The organism is Dermacoccus sp. MPR-E5, assembly GCF_058809565.1.
On the sequence record NZ_JBXASS010000004.1, the window covers coordinates 36,207 to 53,611 of the forward strand.

19 protein-coding genes are annotated in these 17,405 nt (G+C 70.0%); 17 read left to right on the forward strand and 2 right to left on the reverse strand.

What is annotated here, in order from left to right; translation table 11 throughout:
- Positions 1–5: 5 nt before the first annotated feature.
- The 11 genes from AC1RS9_RS03805 to AC1RS9_RS03855 all read left to right on the forward strand — a co-directional run bounded on the left by AC1RS9_RS03805 (position 6) and on the right by AC1RS9_RS03855 (position 9,496).
- The gene (locus tag AC1RS9_RS03805) at positions 6–248 is read left to right on the forward strand and encodes an RNA-binding protein (RefSeq protein WP_006944891.1); all 243 of its coding nucleotides are present in this window, start codon (positions 6–8) and stop codon (positions 246–248) included.
- 196 nt (positions 249–444) lie between these two features.
- A complete protein-coding gene (gene rimM / locus AC1RS9_RS03810; protein ID WP_492920567.1) occupies positions 445–1,017 on the forward strand; it encodes a ribosome maturation factor RimM in 573 nt (190 codons plus the stop codon).
- Positions 1,018–1,021: 4 nt separating this feature from the next.
- Positions 1,022–2,206, forward strand: coding sequence for a tRNA (guanosine(37)-N1)-methyltransferase TrmD (trmD, locus tag AC1RS9_RS03815; protein ID WP_062256704.1), 1,185 nt, complete (start codon positions 1,022–1,024; stop codon positions 2,204–2,206).
- Between the two features lie 337 nt (positions 2,207–2,543).
- Positions 2,544–2,909 carry a 50S ribosomal protein L19 gene (gene rplS, locus AC1RS9_RS03820; RefSeq protein WP_038571206.1) on the forward strand — a complete coding sequence of 122 codons (366 nt, stop codon included), beginning with the start codon at positions 2,544–2,546 and terminating at the stop codon, positions 2,907–2,909.
- A gap of 26 nt (positions 2,910–2,935) precedes the next feature.
- Positions 2,936–3,613, forward strand: a complete 678-nt coding sequence (gene lepB / locus AC1RS9_RS03825; RefSeq protein ID WP_131941229.1) for a signal peptidase I — start codon at positions 2,936–2,938, stop codon at positions 3,611–3,613.
- A 30-nt stretch (positions 3,614–3,643) separates the two neighbouring features.
- Entirely contained in the window at positions 3,644–4,345 is a 702-nt protein-coding gene (rnhB, locus tag AC1RS9_RS03830; protein ID WP_259879976.1) for a ribonuclease HII, read from the forward strand.
- A gap of 7 nt (positions 4,346–4,352) precedes the next feature.
- A complete protein-coding gene (locus AC1RS9_RS03835; RefSeq protein ID WP_006944864.1) occupies positions 4,353–4,676 on the forward strand; it encodes a DUF2469 domain-containing protein in 324 nt (107 codons plus the stop codon).
- Between the two features lie 221 nt (positions 4,677–4,897).
- Positions 4,898–5,401: a YraN family protein gene (locus AC1RS9_RS03840; protein WP_082740568.1), complete on the forward strand. Its 504-nt coding sequence runs from the start codon at positions 4,898–4,900 to the stop codon at positions 5,399–5,401.
- A gap of 8 nt (positions 5,402–5,409) precedes the next feature.
- Positions 5,410–6,933: a YifB family Mg chelatase-like AAA ATPase gene (locus tag AC1RS9_RS03845; RefSeq protein ID WP_492920571.1), complete on the forward strand. Its 1,524-nt coding sequence runs from the start codon at positions 5,410–5,412 to the stop codon at positions 6,931–6,933.
- On the forward strand, positions 6,930–8,246 hold the full coding sequence (gene dprA / locus AC1RS9_RS03850) for a DNA-processing protein DprA (RefSeq protein WP_208065349.1): 1,317 nt from the start codon (positions 6,930–6,932) through the stop codon (positions 8,244–8,246). The genes AC1RS9_RS03845 and dprA overlap by 4 nt, the downstream gene beginning before the upstream one ends.
- 191 nt (positions 8,247–8,437) lie before the next feature.
- Positions 8,438–9,496 (forward strand): tyrosine recombinase XerC, encoded by a 1,059-nt coding sequence (locus AC1RS9_RS03855; protein WP_115297195.1) that lies wholly within the window; start codon positions 8,438–8,440, stop codon positions 9,494–9,496.
- Positions 9,497–9,585: 89 nt separating this feature from the next.
- Here AC1RS9_RS03855 and AC1RS9_RS03860 read toward each other — a convergent pair whose 3' ends face one another.
- Together AC1RS9_RS03860 and AC1RS9_RS03865 are read right to left on the reverse strand one after the other, a co-directional pair.
- The gene (locus AC1RS9_RS03860) at positions 9,586–10,125 is read right to left on the reverse strand and encodes a M23 family metallopeptidase (protein ID WP_006944892.1); all 540 of its coding nucleotides are present in this window, start codon (positions 10,123–10,125) and stop codon (positions 9,586–9,588) included.
- 317 nt (positions 10,126–10,442) lie between these two features.
- Positions 10,443–11,672, reverse strand: a complete 1,230-nt coding sequence (locus tag AC1RS9_RS03865; protein ID WP_074039824.1) for an aminotransferase class I/II-fold pyridoxal phosphate-dependent enzyme — start codon at positions 11,670–11,672, stop codon at positions 10,443–10,445.
- A 359-nt stretch (positions 11,673–12,031) separates the two neighbouring features.
- Between AC1RS9_RS03865 and rpsB the strand changes: the two genes are divergently transcribed.
- From rpsB to AC1RS9_RS03895, 6 genes are all read left to right on the forward strand, one after another.
- Positions 12,032–12,958 carry a 30S ribosomal protein S2 gene (gene rpsB / locus AC1RS9_RS03870; protein ID WP_062256714.1) on the forward strand — a complete coding sequence of 309 codons (927 nt, stop codon included), beginning with the start codon at positions 12,032–12,034 and terminating at the stop codon, positions 12,956–12,958.
- A gap of 117 nt (positions 12,959–13,075) precedes the next feature.
- The gene (tsf, locus tag AC1RS9_RS03875; protein WP_038568786.1) at positions 13,076–13,903 is read left to right on the forward strand and encodes a translation elongation factor Ts; all 828 of its coding nucleotides are present in this window, start codon (positions 13,076–13,078) and stop codon (positions 13,901–13,903) included.
- Positions 13,904–14,225: 322 nt separating this feature from the next.
- The gene (locus AC1RS9_RS03880; RefSeq protein WP_062256716.1) at positions 14,226–15,029 is read left to right on the forward strand and encodes a D-hexose-6-phosphate mutarotase; all 804 of its coding nucleotides are present in this window, start codon (positions 14,226–14,228) and stop codon (positions 15,027–15,029) included.
- A 71-nt stretch (positions 15,030–15,100) separates the two neighbouring features.
- A complete protein-coding gene (pyrH, locus tag AC1RS9_RS03885) occupies positions 15,101–15,859 on the forward strand; it encodes a UMP kinase (RefSeq protein WP_006944885.1) in 759 nt (252 codons plus the stop codon).
- Positions 15,860–15,913: 54 nt separating this feature from the next.
- Positions 15,914–16,474 (forward strand): ribosome recycling factor, encoded by a 561-nt coding sequence (gene frr / locus AC1RS9_RS03890; protein WP_474916178.1) that lies wholly within the window; start codon positions 15,914–15,916, stop codon positions 16,472–16,474.
- Between the two features lie 81 nt (positions 16,475–16,555).
- Positions 16,556–17,389, forward strand: coding sequence for a phosphatidate cytidylyltransferase (locus AC1RS9_RS03895; RefSeq protein ID WP_286697235.1), 834 nt, complete (start codon positions 16,556–16,558; stop codon positions 17,387–17,389).
- Positions 17,390–17,405 lie beyond the last annotated feature (16 nt).

The following is a 17,405-nucleotide window of genomic DNA, read 5'->3' on the forward strand; positions in this document are numbered from 1 at the left end:
TCCTCGTGCTCGAAGAAGCACTGGAGCACCTCGTCAAGGGCATCGTCGACCACGACGGCGACGTCGTCGTGCGTCACAAGGACGGGCGCCGCGGCGAACTCCTCGAGGTTCGCGTGCACCCCGACGACCTGGGGCGCGTCATCGGCCGCTCCGGTCGCACCGCCTCCGCCCTTCGCACCGTGGTCTCCGCGCTGGCCGGCGGTCGCCCGGTTCGTGTCGACATCGTCGACACCGACCGCGCCCGCTGAGCTGTCGCACCGACGAAACCGCCTCCGCCGTCACGGTGGGGGCGGTTTCGTATTGCCGGATGCGTCGGCCGGGCGAGCGGCCGGGGTGTGGTCGCGCCGCGAAGGGCTTGGGCGCGTCGGGCCGGTGGCGGACCTGCGGGGTGCGCCCGCGACACGGGCGCCAGGGCTGTGCTGGTGCGATGCGACAATAGGCGGCATGGATGACGTCGTCGTGGCACGGATCGGCAAGGCTCACGGGTTGAAGGGCGAGGTGACCGTGCAGCTGCACACGGATTCGCCCCAGCAGCGGTTCGTGCCCGGCGCGACGTTCGAGACGGAACCGGCCTCACGCGGCCCGCTGACCCTGCGCTCGGCGCGCGTTCACAACGGCCTCCACCTGCTCGCCTTCGACGAGGCGCCCGATCGCACGGCCGCCGAAGGGTTGCGCGGCATCAAGCTGCTCGCCGAGGCCGACGACCTCGACGAGGACGACGCCTGGTACGAGGAGGACCTGCTCGGGTTCGACGTCGTCGTCGCCGGTGAGAAGGTCGGCGTCGTCAAGGCGCTCGAATCACGCGAGGTGCAGGATCTGCTCGTCGTCGACGGTGTCGAGGGCTACGACATCCTCGTGCCGTTCGTCGAGGAGATCGTGCCCGAGATCGACGAGGACGCGCGCGTCGTCGTCGTCACGCCCCCGCCGGGGCTGCTCGATCTCGCACGTCCCGATGCGCCCGACGCCCCCGACGACAGCGCCGCGCTCGAGGCCACCGATCCGGCGGAGGCGAACTGAACTCGTGCGCTGCGACATCATCTCGATCTTCCCTGAATACCTCGAACCGCTGAAGCTCAGCCTGCCCGGTCAGGCGCAGCGCAAGGGCCTGCTCGACGTGGCCGTGCACGACCTGCGCGACTTCGCGCACGACCGTCACCGCACCGTCGACGACACGCCCTACGGCGGTGGGGCCGGCATGGTGATGAAGCCGCAGCCGTGGTGGGAAGCGCTCGAGCATGTGCGCACCCTGGGCGACGGCACGCCGACGCTCATCGTCCCCGGCCCCGGTGGTGAGGTGTTGACGCAGCGGCTCGCGCGCGAACTCGCAGACGAGGACTGGCTGATCTTCGCGTGCGGCCGATACGAGGGTATCGACGAACGCGTCTACGAGGCTGCGGCCGACGTCATGCCGGTGCGCGTCATCTCCCTCGGTGACTACGTGCTCAACGGGGGAGAGGTCGCCGTCCTCGCGATGATCGAGGCCGCGGCCCGGCTGCTGCCGGGGTTCATGGGCAACGCAGAGTCGCTCGTCGAGGAGTCGCACGAGGACGGTCTGCTCGAGTACCCCGTCTACACGAAACCCGCGACCTGGCAGGGACGTGAGGTGCCGCCGGTGCTGCTCTCCGGCGATCACGGCAAGGTCGCCGCGTGGCGACACCAGCAGCGCCTCGAGCGGACGGCCGCGCGTCGTCCCGACCTGCTGCACGCCTCCTCGGCCGTGACGCCCGGTGGCGTCGACGATCGCTGGGGCGGTGCCCTGATCGCGAAGGCGACGCCCGCCGACGTCGGCGATCTGCTGACGTGCACGCACGCGTGCTGGCTGCGTGAGGGCATCCTCAACGACACGCTGACGATCCCCGCACAGCACGAGACGGTCGAATCGCTCACGGCGTCGCTCCATGAGTGGGACACGTACGTCCTGCGTCATGACGGCCGGTTCATCGGTTCGGTGCGGGGCAAGCTCGTCGACGACACCTGGCACATCGGCCGGCTCATGGTGGTGCCCGACCTGCACGGACGCGGCCTGGGGCGCGCGTTGCTGGAGTTCATCCAGGAGGTCGCCCCGAGCGACGCGACGCGGTTCGAGCTCTTCACCGGAACGGGCAGCGAGCACAACCTCAAGCTCTACAAGAAGGCCGGGTTCCGCGGTGTCGTGCAGCCGAACGGCACGACGGTCGTGTTCACCAAGCGTCGCCGGGGGCGCTGAGCGTCGTACCGCGCCTCTCCATGTACCCACGTCCCTGCCTGCCCGGCGGGCAGGGGGGGGCATCTTTCGCCGGGGCGCCGGGGCTGCGGATTTCCTCATGGCAGCCGATCCTGGCAGGATGAACCCTTGCGTCATGTCGCCATGAGTCCCCGCCGCAGGGGGAGTGACTCGTGCGGCAGGTACCCCCGGGGTTTCGATGTAGATCATCCCGGGCATCACCTCGCCGATCACGCGGGTCATGAGACTCGACATGCCGCACGTTCCGAACAGCTTTCCGGCCACCATGGCCGGAACTGACCGTGGCAACCTGCGCGTGCCACAGATACGAGAGATCGACATGAACAAGTTCGACGCGATCGAAGCGGCGAGCCTGCGCTCCGACGTCCCGGAATTCCGCGCCGGCGACACGCTCAACGTCCACGTCAAGGTCATCGAAGGCACGCGTTCGCGTGTCCAGGTGTTCAAGGGCGTCGTCATCCGTCGCCACGGCGGCGGCGTCGGCGAGACCTTCACCGTCCGCAAGGTGTCCTTCGGCGTCGGTGTGGAGCGCACGTTCCCCGTCCACACGCCCGTGATCGAGAAGATCGAGGTCGTGACGCGCGGTGACGTGCGCCGCGCCAAGCTGTACTACCTGCGCGACCTGCGCGGCAAGGCAGCCAAGATCAAGGAGAAGCGCGACGCGGTTCCCGCCAAGAAGGCCTGAGAACGCGCACAGCTCCCAGACGGCTCATGACGTCCATGGACGACGAGCATCACCCCGAAGGCGCGACCCCCACGCGGGGCCGCGCCTTCGGCGCATCCCGACGCACGCGTTCGCTGCGTCCTCGTTCGCTGCGGCGCGTGCTCGGGTGGGTGTTGTCGGGCGTCCTCGTCGCGCTGCTGCTCGTCCACGCGTTCGTCGCGGAGACGTTCACCGTGCCGTCGCGTTCGATGCAGCCGTCGTATCAGGTGGGGGATCGCATCGTGGTGGACAAGCTGCACGATCATCCACGGCGGGGTGACGTCATCGTCTTCTCCGGTGCCGACGTGTTCTACGAGCAGACACCGCGCGACGGGGTGCTCGGCGCACTCGACACCGCCGCGGGGTGGCTGGGGTTCCGCCCGAACGACCAGGACTACCTCAAGCGCGTCATCGGGGTCGGCGGAGACACGGTGAGCGTCGGCCACGACGGCAGGCTGCGCGTCGACGGGCGCGTCGTCGACGAGCCGTATCTGCCCCAGGGGCAGCGATGCGCCTCGGCGGAGCCGTTCTCGGTGCGGGTCCCAGCCGATCACCTGTTCGTCCTCGGTGACAACCGCGACTTCTCGGATGACTCCCGCGGACACCTCGGTGACCCGGGTGGAGGGTTCGTCCCACTCGAATCCGTGATCGGCACCGTCGCCGGCACGTACTGGAGCGCACGATGAGACGGCACGATCGATGACGGGAACGCACGCATGACGAGTTCGACCCCGACCCTGCGCCTCGAACGTCAGCTGCTGCGCACGGGGTACACACTTGTCGCAGGCATGGACGAGGTAGGACGCGGTGCGCTCGCGGGCCCCGTCAGCGTGGGCGTCAGCGTCGTCGATGCGGCGACGTCGACGGTGCCGCAGGGTGTCAAGGACTCCAAGCTCGTGCCCGAGCCGAGGCGCCCCGATCTCGCGCGCCGCGTTCGGCGCTGGGCGTTCGACGGCGCCGTCGGCCACGCCTCGCCCGCCGAGATCGACGCGCTCGGCATGACGCGCGCGCTGCGCCTGGCCGGCACCCGCGCCCTCGCGCAGCTGAGCGTGCGCCCGGACGTCGTCATCCTCGACGGCAAGCACGACTGGCTGAGCGAGCCCGAGACGATCGGACTGCTGGGCCTGCTCGAGCCGGAGAGCGCCCCGACGTGGCACGTCGTCACCCAGATCAAGGCCGACATGCGGTGCTCGTCGGTGGCCGGAGCCAGTTTGCTCGCCAAGGTGGAGCGTGATGCCATGATGGTCGACGCGGCCCGCGACCACCCGGTGTACGGCTGGGAGATCAACAAGGGATACTCCGCGCCCGACCACCTCGCGGCCATCGCCGCGCACGGCGCATGCGACCTGCATCGGCGCTCGTGGAAGACTTTCCGCGACACGGGCGCGGTGCCCGCCCCGACGAGCGACGAGGAGTGAGATCCCGATGAGTGCGGAGGATCTCGAACAGTACGAGAACGAGCAGGAACTGGCGCTGTACCGCGAATATCGCGACGTCGTCGGCCTGTTCCGCTACGTCGTGGAGACCGAGCGACGTTTCTACCTCTGCAACGCCGTCGACATGACGGTGCGCGGTGAGGGCGCCGACGTGTTCTTCGACGTGACGATGCAGGACGCCTGGGTGTGGGACATCTACCGCCCTGCGCGGTTCGTCAAGAACGTGCGCGTCGTGACGTTCAAGGACGTCAACGTCGAAGAACTCGCCAAGAACGACCTCGAGATCCCCGACGGGCCGGGCTTCACGAACTGAACCGCCCGGCCTGGACCCTATGGCGCTCGCGCTGTGCGCCGCCGCTCGCGTGGCGCCGGTGTCGACGGGCGGGTCGGCGGCCTGGCGCATCTCGCTCCTGGGGACGGTGACGGCTGCAGGGGCTGATCGGACCGTGCTGCACCCCTGTTCCACAGGGTGGCCTCCGGCGACGAGCGCTGAGGTGCCCGCACCCGCTTCGCTGGGGTGCGGAGGTGGTCACCATGACCGACAATTCGACGCGGCCACGCGCCGGGAGCACCACGACCGAGCACGAACTCGCCCCACCTGCCGGGCGGGCGCGACCCACGCGAGAGGCCCCGGCCGGGGCGGCGGCCCGTTCGACCCCCTCGACGGGCGCCGCATCACCGCCGGACCCGCGGCGCACGCTCGGTGCGCAGGGCGAGCGTCATGCCTGTGCCTACCTCGCCTCGCTCGGCTACGAGATCCTCGAGACGAACTGGCGATGCAGCGAGGGTGAGATCGACGTCGTCGCGCGTGACGGGCGCGAGATCGTCGTCGTCGAGGTGAAGACGCGACGTTCGCAACGCTTCGGGCCCGCGGTCGAGGCGGTGACGCACGAGAAGCACCTGCGTCTGCGCCGCCTGGCCTGCCTGTGGCTCCGCGAGCGCGAGGTGTCCGCCGCCGCGGTGCGCATCGACGTCATCGGCGTCGACGTGCTGGCCACCGGCGTCCGCGTCGACCATCGTCGGCGGGTGATCCTGTGAGCTTCGGGATGACGAAGGGCGTCGCCGTCTCCGGCATCGAGGGCACCGTCGTCGACGTCGAGGTGAGCGTCGGGCAGGGGTTGCCCCGCGTCATCATCTCCGGGATGCCGGACACGGCGATCTCGCAGTCGCCGAACCGTTTGCGCTCGGCGATGATCCAGTCGGAGCTCGCCTTTCCGGACACGCGCCTGACGATCAACCTCGCGCCCGCGTCGCTGCCCAAGGCCGGTGCCGGGCTCGACCTCGCGATCGGTGTGGCCGTGCTCGCCGCGACCCGGCAGGTGGGTCCTGCCGAGGCGGCCGGCGTCATGCACATCGGTGAGTTGGGGATGGACGGCACGGTGCGGCCCGTCCACGGTGTGCTCCCGGCCTGCCTCGCGGCGTTGGAGGCCGGGCAGCGGGAGGTGATCGTGCCGACGGCGAACGCGGCCGAGGCCGCTCTCGTGTGGGGGCTGAGAATCCACCCGGTGCGCTCGCTGTCGGACGTCGTGGCGTTCCACCGAGTCAGGGCCGAAGGACGCACTCTCGACCTGCCCTGGCCGGAGCCCGCCGACGACGACGTCGAGGCCCCGCCCAGCGACGACATGCGCGACGTCGTCGGCCAGTACGAGGCGCGAACCGCCCTCGAGGTGGCGGCGGCCGGCGGGCACAACGTCTCGCTCATCGGGCCGCCCGGTGCTGGCAAGACGCTGCTCGCGAGCCGGCTGCCGGGCATCCTGCCGCCCCTGACGCGGGAGGAGGCGATGGCCGTGACGAGCATCCAGTCCGTCATGGGCGTCTTCCGCGGCGGGCCGCTCGTCGAGAAACCTCCGTTCGTCGCGCCGCACCACGGCACGACGATGCCCGCCCTCATCGGCGGTGGGCCAGGGCGCCCACGGCCTGGGGCGGTGACGCAGGCACACGCCGGCGTCCTCTTCCTCGACGAGGCCCCCGAGTTTCGTCGCGAGGTGCTCGACAGCCTGCGCCAGCCACTCGAACGCGGCAGCGTGACGATCGCGCGGTCGGAGCAGGTCGTGCGCTATCCGTGCCGCTTCCAGCTCGTGCTTGCGAGCAACCCGTGCCCCTGCGGGCACTACATCGGCCGCGGCGCGGCCTGCACGTGCACGTCGAAGGCGCGCCGCACCTACCTCAAACGACTGTCCGGCCCGCTGCTCGATCGCATCGACGTCCACCTCCAGGTCAACGCGGTCACCCGCAGCGACCTCGCGGCCGGGCCGGGGGAAGCGAGCGCGAGCGTCGCCGACCGGGTCCTCGAGGTGCGCGAGCGATCCGCCGCCCGATGGGCGCCGCTCGGGCACCGCCTCAACGCTCAGGTTCCGGGCGCCGTGCTGCGTTCGTCACCCTGGGCGCTCGAGGCGGGCGACATCGCGGTGCTCGACCAGGCGCTCGACACCGGTTCCCTGACGTTGCGTGGCTACGACCGCATCCTGCGGCTCGCGTGGACGCTGTGCGACCTGCGTGGAGCGAACCGCCCCACCCGTGAGGACGTCTTCACGGCCCTCACCCTCAGAGAAGGACACCCCGAGTCATGACCGATCTCGACCCTGTTCCCGACGACGGCATCTCGGCGTTCGGCGCTGCGACGCTCGATGCCTCGATGCTCGATCCCCAAACCCGGCGCGCCGCGCCCCTGGGCGGGGCGTTGTTCTCCATCACCGAGTCGACAACCCCGGGGGCCTGCCTCGATCCCGGCCCTGCCCACGCGGCTGCGCGAGCGGATCGAGCGGGGGCGCGCGACGATGCGCCGGCCCCGGCCATGAGTGCGGGCGAGCGGGCGGCGCGCCTCGTGTGGGCCCACATCGCGGAACCGCGCGATCCCAAGGCTCACGCCCTCGTCGACGCCCTCGGGCACGAGGAGGCGCTCTCCGCCGTCGAGGAATCCCCTGACAAATGGGAGAACTTCACGACGCGGCTACGCGCCCTCGACCTCGACGAGCAACGCCGGCGCCTCGACGTTGTGGGAGCGCGGGTGCTCGTACCCGGCGACGAGGAGTGGCCCACCGGGCTCGACGAGCTACCCGAGACGCCGCACGCACTCTTCGTCATCGGGGAGGGGGATCTCGCCTGCGCCGCAGAACGTTCCGTCGCGCTCGTCGGGGCGCGCGCCGCGACGCACTACGGGCAGCGGATCGCGGCGCAGATCGCGCTGGGCGTCGGCGCGCACGGGGTGAGCGTCGTGTCCGGGGGAGCCTTCGGCATCGACGCCGCGGCGCACCGCGGGGCGCTCGCCGGAGACGCCGACACCGTCTGCGTCGTCGCGGGAGGCGTGGATCGCGTGTATCCCACGGCGCACGAAGAACTGTTCGCGCGCGTCAGGGAGCGCGGCGTCATCGTCAGCGAGATGCCCCTGGGATTCGCGCCGATGCGCCAGCGTTTCCTTCATCGCAACCGGCTCATCGCCGCGCTAGCTCCCGGGACGGTCGTCGTCGAAGCGGGGCTGCGTTCCGGATCGCTCAGCACGGCCCGGCGAGCGGAGGAACTCAACCGCGTCGTCGGCGCGGTGCCCGGCCCGGTCACGTCAGCGGCGAGCGCCGGCTGCCACGAGCTCGTGCGTGACGGAGTCGCCGTGCTCGTCACCGGGGCGGAGGACGTCATGGAACTCGTCGGCTCCTACGGCCCGCGCGCCACGACACGTGACACGCTGCCCGTGCTCGCGCGGCCCGAGGACGCCGTCGGCCCGCGGGCGCGCCTGGTCTGGGACGCGCTGCCGCTGCGTGAGCCGACCTCCCTGGAACGGGTGGCGCGCACCGCGGGACGCCCGGAGCGCGAGGTCGTCTCAGCCCTCGGGGAGCTGCTCGCAGCCGGTCTGGCAGCGCGTGAGGACGGAGGGTGGCGCAAGGCGTGAACGGATCGCCCACCCACACAGCACCAGGGGATCGCGAACGCCACTTTCGCGGTCGTTCGTGGGAACGCCCCCGGCGCGGGACCAGGGGCGAGGCGCGCTTCCTGCGACGTGTGCTGCGAGCGGTGTGACGCGGCGGGACGTACTCTCGTCGGGTGAGTGGACCGAGCCAGCCACGTGGGCCGAGTGAACGGGTGATCGAGCAGTTCCTCGATCACCTGAGCGCCGAACGCGACCGTTCGACCAACACGGTGCGTGCCTACTCCGTCGACCTGGCGTCCCTGCGCCTCCACCTGACGGGGGCCGACGTCGCCTCGTGGTCCGACCTCACCCTCAACGACCTGCGCAGCTGGCTGGCCGCGCAGAGCGAGGCGGGCAACTCGCGCAGCACCCTGGCTCGACGGGTGTCGACGGTCAAGACGTTCTGTCGTTGGGCGCGCCGCAGGGGCGTCATCGCGACCGACCCGTCGGTGCGACTCAGCGCGCCGCGCCGCATGACGTCACTGCCCGAGGTGTTGCGAGTCGATCAGGCCGCCGCGATCCTCGATGCGGCGGACGAGGCAGCGGCCGCGGCCGTCCCCGCCGCACGCGGCTGCGGTGAAACAGCCGCTGATGCCGGCTCCGCCACACGCCAGTCGGTTGAGGCGGCCGTCGACGTCGGCTCCGAAGCGGGTGAGGCAGGGGCAGCGCCGACGGAGACCGTCTCGCCCCATCAGTCAGCACCGACACCTGCGGCCGGTCCCGAAGAGCGCGCCGTCAGGGCTCGGGACGCCGCCGTCCTCGAACTGCTCTACGCCTCCGGCATGCGCGTGGGCGAGCTGGCCTCCCTCGACGTGAGTGCGCTCGACGAGGCGAACCAGCTCGTGCGTGTCATGGGCAAGGGCCGCAAGGAACGGATGGTGCCGTACGGTCTGCCTGCGCGGGAGGCACTGGAACGGTGGCTGAGGTGCCGTGGGGCGCTCGCGGCCGATGGGGAGCGAGCCCTGTTCGTCGGGGTGCGGGGGCGTCGGATCGACCAACGCATCGTCCGGGAACTCGTCAACCGCGCGACAGCGTCCGTCGACGGCGCGCCGACGCTGTCGCCGCACGCTCTGCGACACAGTGCCGCCACGCACCTCGTCGAGGGCGGCGCCGACCTGCGCACCGTCCAGGAATACCTCGGCCATGCCTCGCTCGCGACGACGCAGATCTATACCCACGTCTCCGCCGAACGCCTCCGGGCCGGGTTCGAACAGGCCCACCCACGCGCGTGAGGCGCGCGTGTCGAGAAACCGCGTCTCTGGTGCCGCGGGGGCCAACCCAAGCCCCCTGACGTGTCGGCGCCGCCGACGAGGCCAGATGCTCACAGGGGCGGAAGAAGTACGGGGCGTCGGTGCGCGATGAGCGTCAGCGGGTCGCGGTAGCTCTTCGGCCCCACCTTGTAACCCCAGTGCAGGCATGCCGGCTCGCAGTGCCCGGGTTCGAGATCGGCCACGTGCTCCCCGCGATGCACGCTCGCCCCCTTGGACACCTGGTGACTGACAGGTTCGTAGGTCGTGTCGAACCCCTGGGGGTGACGGATCGTCAGCACGCCGCGCCCGGCGACACTGCCGCTGAAGGTGACGACCCCGTCAGAGGGCGCGACGACGGGTGCTCCCGGTGACGAGCGCAGGTCGACGCCGCGGTGACCGGCGCCCCACACGACCTCCGGCGGGTCGAAGCGACGCACGACCTCGTGCGGCGTGACCGGCCAGGCGAACCCGGCACTGGGCGCATCGTCCAGCGCGCCGACGCTGGGTCGGGCGAGCGCTTGCGCGGTGGTTGCTTTCCGGCTCGTGTCGACGCTCGCCTGAGTGAGGGCCTGCGTGATGGGCTCTCCGCGGTGCGTGCCGACGACCGCCATGGGCTCCAGCGACGGTTGCGGTGGTGCCGAACGTCGTGGCGGCAGCGGCGCAACGCCCGGGCGTTCGACCCTCGGCCGGGTGAGCCGCGGCCGGACGGGCATCGAGGCCCTCGGTTTCTCAGCCCCGCCCACCACAGAGGGGCCCACCACCGACGATCCCACCACCGACGGGCTCACCACGGCGAACCCCACGAGGCCGGCGGAACCCACGGCGAGCAGGGACGAGACGATGCGCAGGATGGCCATGTCGGCAGTCTGCAGCGCACACGCCGTGGGGCCGCGGCGTCAGCCCGAGACCCTGTGGACGGGCCTGCAGATCACGTCGTTCGCGCGCTGCGGCCGTACGTATCCACAAGCCGCTCGATCGCAGCGTCGATGACGGAGCGCTGCTTGCAGAACGCGAAGCGCAGCACACTCGTCATGCCGGAGGCGTCCGGATCGTCGCAGAACGCCGACGCCGGAATCGCGACGACCCCCGCCTCCGTCGGCAGGCGCAGCGCGAACTCGGCTGCGTCGTCGACGCCGAGGGGCGCCGCGTCGGCGAGGACGAAATAGCCGCCCTGTGGCGCAACGGCGTCGAACCCGGCGCGCGTCAGTCCGTCGACGAGCAGAGCACTGCGGGCCGCCATCTCGGCGCGCTGTTCGGCGAAGAACGCGTCGGGCAGGCACAGCCCGGCCGCGATGCCGTGCTGCAGCGGCGTGCCGCTCGCAAAGGTCAAGAACTGCTTGACGCTCGCCACCGCGGCGACGAGGTCGGCAGGGCCACTGACCCACCCGATCTTCCACCCCGTCGTGCTGAACGTCTTGCCACCCGAACTGATCGTCAGCGTGCGCTCGGGCATGCCGGGGGTGCTCGCGAAGGGCATGTGCTCGTGCGGCGCGAACGCGAGGTGTTCGTACACCTCGTCGCTGATGACGACGGCGTCGTGGCGCGCGGCGTGCTCGGCGATCGTCGCGCACTCCGCCGCGGTGAAGACCTTGCCGGTCGGATTGTGCGGCGTGTTGAGCAGGACGAGCGCGGTGCGCTCGCTGAACGCCGCGGCGAGGGCGTCCTCGTCGAGCGCGAAGTCGGGGAAACGTAGCGGCACCGTGCGCCGCACGCCGCCGGCACGCGCGATGTCAGCGGCGTAGGAGTCGTAGGTGGGTTCGAACACGACGACCTCGTCGCCCAGTTCGACGAACGCGAGGATCGCGCTCGCCAGCGCCTCCGTCGCTCCGACGGTGACGAGGACGTCGGTGTCGGGGGAGACCTCCAGCCCGTACCAGTGGTGCTGGTGCGCGGCGATCGCCTCGAGCAGCGTCCGCTCACCACGCGCCGGCGGGTACTGGTTCGCGCCGTCGGCGATGGCCTGGCGGGCCGCTGCGAGCACGGCCTCGGGGCCGTCGGCGTCGGGGAAGCCCTGGCCGAGGTTGAGCGCGCCGGTCTCGGCCGCGAGCGCCGTCATGCGCGAGAAGATCGTCTGCCCGCCGGCGGGGCGGATGGCGCTGCGTCGGCCCGCACGGGGCGCGGGCGAGGTCTGCGGTGCTGGCGTCGTCGAGTCGCTCATCGCTCCAATCTAGGACCCCTGGCGGCGATTTCGGGTTGCCCCCTCGAGCCGGTAGGCTGGAGGCACGTCTTGTGTGCCCTGATGCGCGTCGCCCACCTGATCGCACCTCCGGCTTCGAGTTCCGTCTCGAGAGCCGGGTCGAGCAGAGGTGATGTGTGGGCGGGCCGCGAGACGAATTCGCGTGGCCTCACGCCTCGCACATCCTGCTCTCGCAGGGCGTACGTCGCGGGCCCTCGCCCTTCGGTCCGTCGATCGTGAACCTCTGTGAGGGGAATGGCCGACGGTGGGTGATGGTCGGGCCGCCAGGGCAGCAATCCGGCTGCACGAACTGAAACCTCGACATGAAAGGGGACTTCGGCATGGCCGTCGTCACCATGCGCCAGCTCCTCGAGAGCGGCGTCCACTTCGGACACCAGACCCGTCGTTGGAACCCGAAGATGAAGCGCTTCATCATGACGGAGCGCAACGGCATCTACATCATCGACCTCCAGCAGTCGCTGACCTACATCAACGACGCCTACGAGTTCGTCAAGCAGACGGTCGCCCACGGCGGCACGATCCTGTTCGTCGGCACGAAGAAGCAGGCTCAGGAGTCGATCGCCGAGCAGGCCACCCGCGTCGGCATGCCGTACATCAACCACCGTTGGCTCGGTGGCATGCTCACGAACTTCCAGACGATCAGCAAGCGCCTCGCGCGCCTGAAGGAGCTCGAGGCTCTCGACTTCGACGACGTCGCCGGCTCCGGCTACACGAAGAAGGAGCTGCTGCTCCTGTCGCGTGAGAAGGCCAAGCTCGAGCTCGTCCTCGGCGGCATCCGTGAGATGTCGAAGATCCCGTCGGCCGTCTGGATCGTCGACACGAAGAAGGAGCACCTCGCCGTCGACGAGGCGCGCAAGCTGGGCCTGCCGGTCATCGCGATCCTCGACACGAACTGCGACCCCGACGAGGTCGACTACAAGATCCCGGGCAACGACGACGCCATCCGTTCGGTCGGCATCCTCACCCGCGTGATCGCCGACGCCGTCGCCGAGGGCCTCGTCGCCCGATCGTCCGGCAAGTCGGGCGAGTCGGCCGCCGAGCCGATGGCCGAGTGGGAGCGCGAGCTGCTCGCCTCCGACGCCGGCGCGAAGGCCGCCGCTGACACGGACACCGAGACGGGTCCGTCGTCGATCAAGAAGGCTGCTGACGAGACGGCTGCCGCTGACTCGACGAACGCTGACGAGGCCGCTGCCGTGGCCGAGGTCGACGAGAAGACGGCGACCGAGGTCGCCGACTCCCAGGCCTGAGAAACTGGCTCGACGTTCATGACGTCTTCCCCCGGCGCCGGCACTGCTCGTGGCAGTGTCGGCGCCGGGGGAGCGTAAACCCCCTGCATTCTTTCGACTCAGAGGAGCGAAACACTCATGGCGAACTACACCGCCGCTGACATCAAGGCGCTGCGCGAAGCTACCGGCGCCGGCATGATGGACGTCAAGAAGGCACTCGACGAGGCTGACGGCGACAAGGCCAAGGCCACCGAGATCCTGCGCGTCAAGGGCCTCAAGGGCGTGACGAAGCGCGAGGGTCGTTCCGCTTCGAACGGCCTCGTCGCCGCGAAGGTCGAGAACGGAGTCGGCACGCTGGTCGAGGTCAACTGCGAGACCGACTTCGTCGCGAAGGGCGACAAGTTCATCGCCCTCGCCGAGCAGGTTCTCGACCAGGCTGTCGCGGTCGAGGCCGCTGACGCCGATGCGCTGCTGAAGAGCAACATGGGCGGCAAGACGGTCGCGGAGGTTCTCGACGAGGCCAACGCGACGATCGGCGAGAAGATCGAGGTGCGTCGTGTGGCGCGTCTCGAGGGCGAGAACGTGACGGCGTACCTGCACAAGACGAGCCCTGACCTGCCGGCGCAGATCGGTGTTCTCGTGGCACTCAAGGGTGGCGACGAGGCGACGGCTCGTGACATCGCGATGCACATCGCCGCGTTCTCCCCGTCGGTGCTGACGCGCGACGAGATCGACGCCGAGGTCGTGGAGAACGAGCGTCGTGTCGCTGAGGCCACGGCCAAGGAGGAGGGCAAGCCGGAGGCTGCTCTGCCGAAGATCATCGAGGGCCGTGTCAACGGGTACTTCAAGGAGAACGTGCTGCTGGAGCAGCCGTTCGCGAAGGACGCGAAGAAGACGGTCAAGAAGGTCGCTGATGAGGCAGGCGCGGAGGTTTCGGGCTTTGCGCGGTTCAAGGTCGGTGTGTGACCGAGCGGGAACCGGAGGTTGAGGCCCAGACGCGCGCAGCGCGTCCGGGCCTCGGCCGTAGGTGAGCGCGAAGTCAGACGCCAGAAAGAATGGCGTCTGGCACCGCTCGTTCAACTCACCGCATGGCGCCAGACGAGGCCCGGATCGCGCGCAGCGCGTCCGGGCCTCGCGGCGTGAGGTGGGGGCTCGTCACGTCGCTGGAGGGACTAGCGTGTGTCCATGAGTGGCTTCATGGTGGATCTGCCGGAGTGCGTGCGTCGCGTCGAGGGGGGTCTCGGGCCTGCCGGCGCTGGAGGTATTAGGGCCGCGGTCGTCGGGTGTCGTGCAGTTGCACGGCGGTCAGGTGACGAGTTTCGTGCCGCGTGGTGGGCGTGAGCTGTTGTGGCTGAGTCCGTTGGCACAGGCGGGTCCGTCGACGGCGATCCGCGGCGGCGTCCCGGTGTGTCTCCCGTGGTTCGGTGCGGGCCGTGACGGCGGGCTGTCGCCGTCGCACGGCCTGGCGCGTCGGGCGCGGTGGAGGCTGCACTCGGTGCGCGAGGAGGGCGAGGCGGTCATCGTCTCGCTCGTGGTCACTCCCGAGGCGGTCGCGCAGCTCGACGGCGCCGAGCACTGGCCGCTGGGGCTGTTCGCAACCCTCGAGATCACGTTCGGCGATGCTCTCGGGCTGCGCCTCGTCGTGCGCAACGAGGGCTCAGACCCGCTGACGTTCGAGGCAGCGCTGCACACGTATCTCGCGGTCGACGACGTGCGCACGGTGCGTGTCGAAGGGCTGACGGGTGCGTCGATGCTCGATCAGGCCAGCGGGGAGCGCTCACGCGTCGAGGGTGACCTGACGTTCGACGGCGAGGTCGACGTCGTCGTCACGGCGCCGAAACAGCCCATCACCGTCGTCCAGGGGCGGACGGAGGGGCGGACGCCGATCTACCGCATCGAGCGCGAGAATCTGCCGGATGCGGTCGTGTGGAACCCCGCCCAGCAGAAGACCGCCTCGCTCGCGGACGTGCCCGACGACGCGTGGCCGCGGTTCGTCTGCGTCGAGGCGGCCACGATCAAGGACGACGCCGTCACCCTCACCCCCGGGCAAGACACAGCACTGGGCGCGACGTACGCTCCGCTCGCAGACTGAAGTTTTTCGGCTGCCCTCAGCAGTGTGAAAAGATTGGCCGACTCATGCCCGACGAAGCGCCAGGAGGCGAAGTGAGCGACACCGACGCGAGCGAGAGGGTGAACGCCTCCCCGGCGATCCCCAGGTACGACCGAGTGCTGCTCAAGCTCTCCGGTGAGGTCTTCGGCGGCGGCAGCGTCGGCGTCGACCCCGACGTCGTGCGGGGCATCGCTCGCCAGATCGCGCCGGCCGTGCGCAGCGGCATCCAGGTCGCGGTCGTCGTCGGTGGCGGCAACTTCTTCCGCGGTGCCGAGCTGCAGCAGAAGGGCATGGATCGTGCGCGTGCCGACTACATCGGCATGCTCGGTACCGTCATGAACTGCCTGGCGCTGCAGGACTTCCTCGAGAAGGAGGGCATCGACACGCGCGTGCAGTCGGCCATCGAGATGACGCAGGTCGCCGAGCCGTACATCCCGCGCCGTGCGATCCGTCACATGGAGAAGGGCCGCGTCGTCATCTTCGGTGCCGGCGCGGGCATGCCGTACTTCTCGACCGACACCGTCTCCGCGCAGCGTGCGCTCGAGACGAAGTGCGACGCCGTGCTCGTCGCGAAGAACGGTGTCGACGGCGTCTACTCCGATGACCCGCGCAAGAACCCCGACGCGGTGAAGCTGGATGTCGTCACGCACGCCGACGCGTTGGCGCGCGGGCTCAAGATCGTCGACGCCGCAGCGTTCAGCCTGTGCATGGACAACAAGCTGCCGATGGTCGTGTTCGGCATGGAGGGTGAAGGCAACATCACCCGCGCCCTGCAGGGTGAGAAGATTGGCACGGTGGTCTCCGCGTCCTGACGCGGGGCCGAACGTGGCTGTTCCCGAGAACGTCCGAGAAACGAGAGCGAAACCATGGATATTGACGAGATCCTCCTCGAGGCCGAGGAGAAGATGGACAAGGCGATCGAGGCCACGAAGGAGGACTTCGCCTCGATCCGCACCGGCCGTGCGAACGCGGCGATGTTCAACCGCCTGACGGTCGACTACTACGGTGCGCCGACGCCGCTGCAGCAGCTCGCGTCGTTCCAGACGCCCGAGGCGCGCACGATCCTCATCATCCCGTTCGACAAGTCGGCCATCTCCGAGATCGAGAAGACGCTGCGCGACTCCGACCTCGGCGTCAACCCGAGCAACGACGGCAACCAGATCCGCTGCATCCTGCCCGCCCTCACCGAGGAGCGCCGCAAGGACTACATCAAGATGGCCAAGGACAAGGCCGAGAACGGCCGCGTCAGCGTGCGCAACGTGCGCCGCAAGGCGAACCAGGACATCGACAAGCTGGTCAAGGACAAGGAGGTCGGCGAGGACGACGGCGCCCGCGCCGAGAAGGACCTCGACGCCATGACGAAGAAGCGCGTCGACACCGTCGACCCGCTGCTCAAGGGCAAGGAGGCCGAGCTGCTCGAGGTCTGACCTCGACGCACGCTCGCATTCGGCATGCCCGCTTCGGCGCAGCCTTCGAGCCCACCCCCGCCGGGGGTGGGCTCGAAGGTCGTGTCCAAGACGCTCGCGCCCGCCCCCGCGAAGAAGAACAAGGCCGGGCGCGACCTCAAGGCCGCCATCACGGCCGCACTCGTGCTCGGCGTGCTCGTCCTCGCGTCTCTGCTCATCCGCAAGGAGGCGTTCGTCGTCCTCGCGACGGCCGCGTCCGTCGTCGGCACGCGCGAGCTGCTCATGGCGATGCCGCCGGCCAAGTTCCGCCCGCCGTGGATCCCCGCGCTCGCCTCGGCGGCCGTCATCCCCGTCGCGGCGTATCTGCTCGGGCCGTCGGCGATGCTCGCGGCGCTCGTCGGCAGCGTCCTCGTCTTCATCGTCTGGGGTGCGGCGAGCAACCGCCTCGCGCCCGACACCGCGTCGGCGGCGCTCATCGCGCTGTACGTGCCGGCGCTCGTGTCGTTCGCGATGATGCTCCTGCATGCTGATGACGGCGTCAGCCGCATCATCACGTTCATCCTCGTGACGATCGGCAGTGACATCGGCGGCTACGTCGCCGGCGTGCTGTTCGGCAAGCACCCGATGGCGCCGACCGTCAGCCCCAAGAAGTCGTGGGAGGGCTTCGCCGGGTCGTGGCTGAGCTGCGTCGTCATCGGCGTGCTGACGGTGACCCTCATCCTGCACGCGCCGTTCTGGGTCGGCATCCTGCTCGGCTCGCTCGTCGTCGTCGCGGCCACCGTCGGCGATCTGTGCGAGTCGATGATCAAGCGCGATCTCGGCATCAAGGACATGAGCAACCTCATCCCGGGTCACGGCGGTCTCATGGACCGTCTCGACTCGCTCGTTCTCGCGGCCCCCGTCACCTGGGCCGTTCTCACCGCGTTCGCCAGCTGAGGCGAGGAGTTCTTCC

Excerpts from the sequence above, each read along its gene's own strand:
- rimM (WP_492920567.1), top strand. The coding sequence starts at position 445 with ATGGATGACGTCGTCGTGGCACGGATCGGCAAGGCTCACGGGTTGAAG.
- rplS (WP_038571206.1), top strand. The coding sequence starts at position 2,544 with ATGAACAAGTTCGACGCGATCGAAGCGGCGAGCCTGCGCTCCGACGTC.
- lepB (WP_131941229.1), top strand. The coding sequence starts at position 2,936 with ATGACGTCCATGGACGACGAGCATCACCCCGAAGGCGCGACCCCCACG.
- rnhB (WP_259879976.1), top strand. The coding sequence starts at position 3,644 with ATGACGAGTTCGACCCCGACCCTGCGCCTCGAACGTCAGCTGCTGCGC.
- AC1RS9_RS03835 (WP_006944864.1), top strand. The coding sequence starts at position 4,353 with ATGAGTGCGGAGGATCTCGAACAGTACGAGAACGAGCAGGAACTGGCG.
- AC1RS9_RS03840 (WP_082740568.1), top strand. The coding sequence starts at position 4,898 with ATGACCGACAATTCGACGCGGCCACGCGCCGGGAGCACCACGACCGAG.
- AC1RS9_RS03845 (WP_492920571.1), top strand. The coding sequence starts at position 5,410 with ATGACGAAGGGCGTCGCCGTCTCCGGCATCGAGGGCACCGTCGTCGAC.
- dprA (WP_208065349.1), top strand. The coding sequence starts at position 6,930 with ATGACCGATCTCGACCCTGTTCCCGACGACGGCATCTCGGCGTTCGGC.
- AC1RS9_RS03860 (WP_006944892.1), bottom strand. The coding sequence starts at position 10,125 with ATGGCGGTCGTCGGCACGCACCGCGGAGAGCCCATCACGCAGGCCCTC.
- AC1RS9_RS03865 (WP_074039824.1), bottom strand. The coding sequence starts at position 11,672 with ATGAGCGACTCGACGACGCCAGCACCGCAGACCTCGCCCGCGCCCCGT.
- rpsB (WP_062256714.1), top strand. The coding sequence starts at position 12,032 with ATGGCCGTCGTCACCATGCGCCAGCTCCTCGAGAGCGGCGTCCACTTC.
- tsf (WP_038568786.1), top strand. The coding sequence starts at position 13,076 with ATGGCGAACTACACCGCCGCTGACATCAAGGCGCTGCGCGAAGCTACC.
- frr (WP_474916178.1), top strand. The coding sequence starts at position 15,914 with ATGGATATTGACGAGATCCTCCTCGAGGCCGAGGAGAAGATGGACAAG.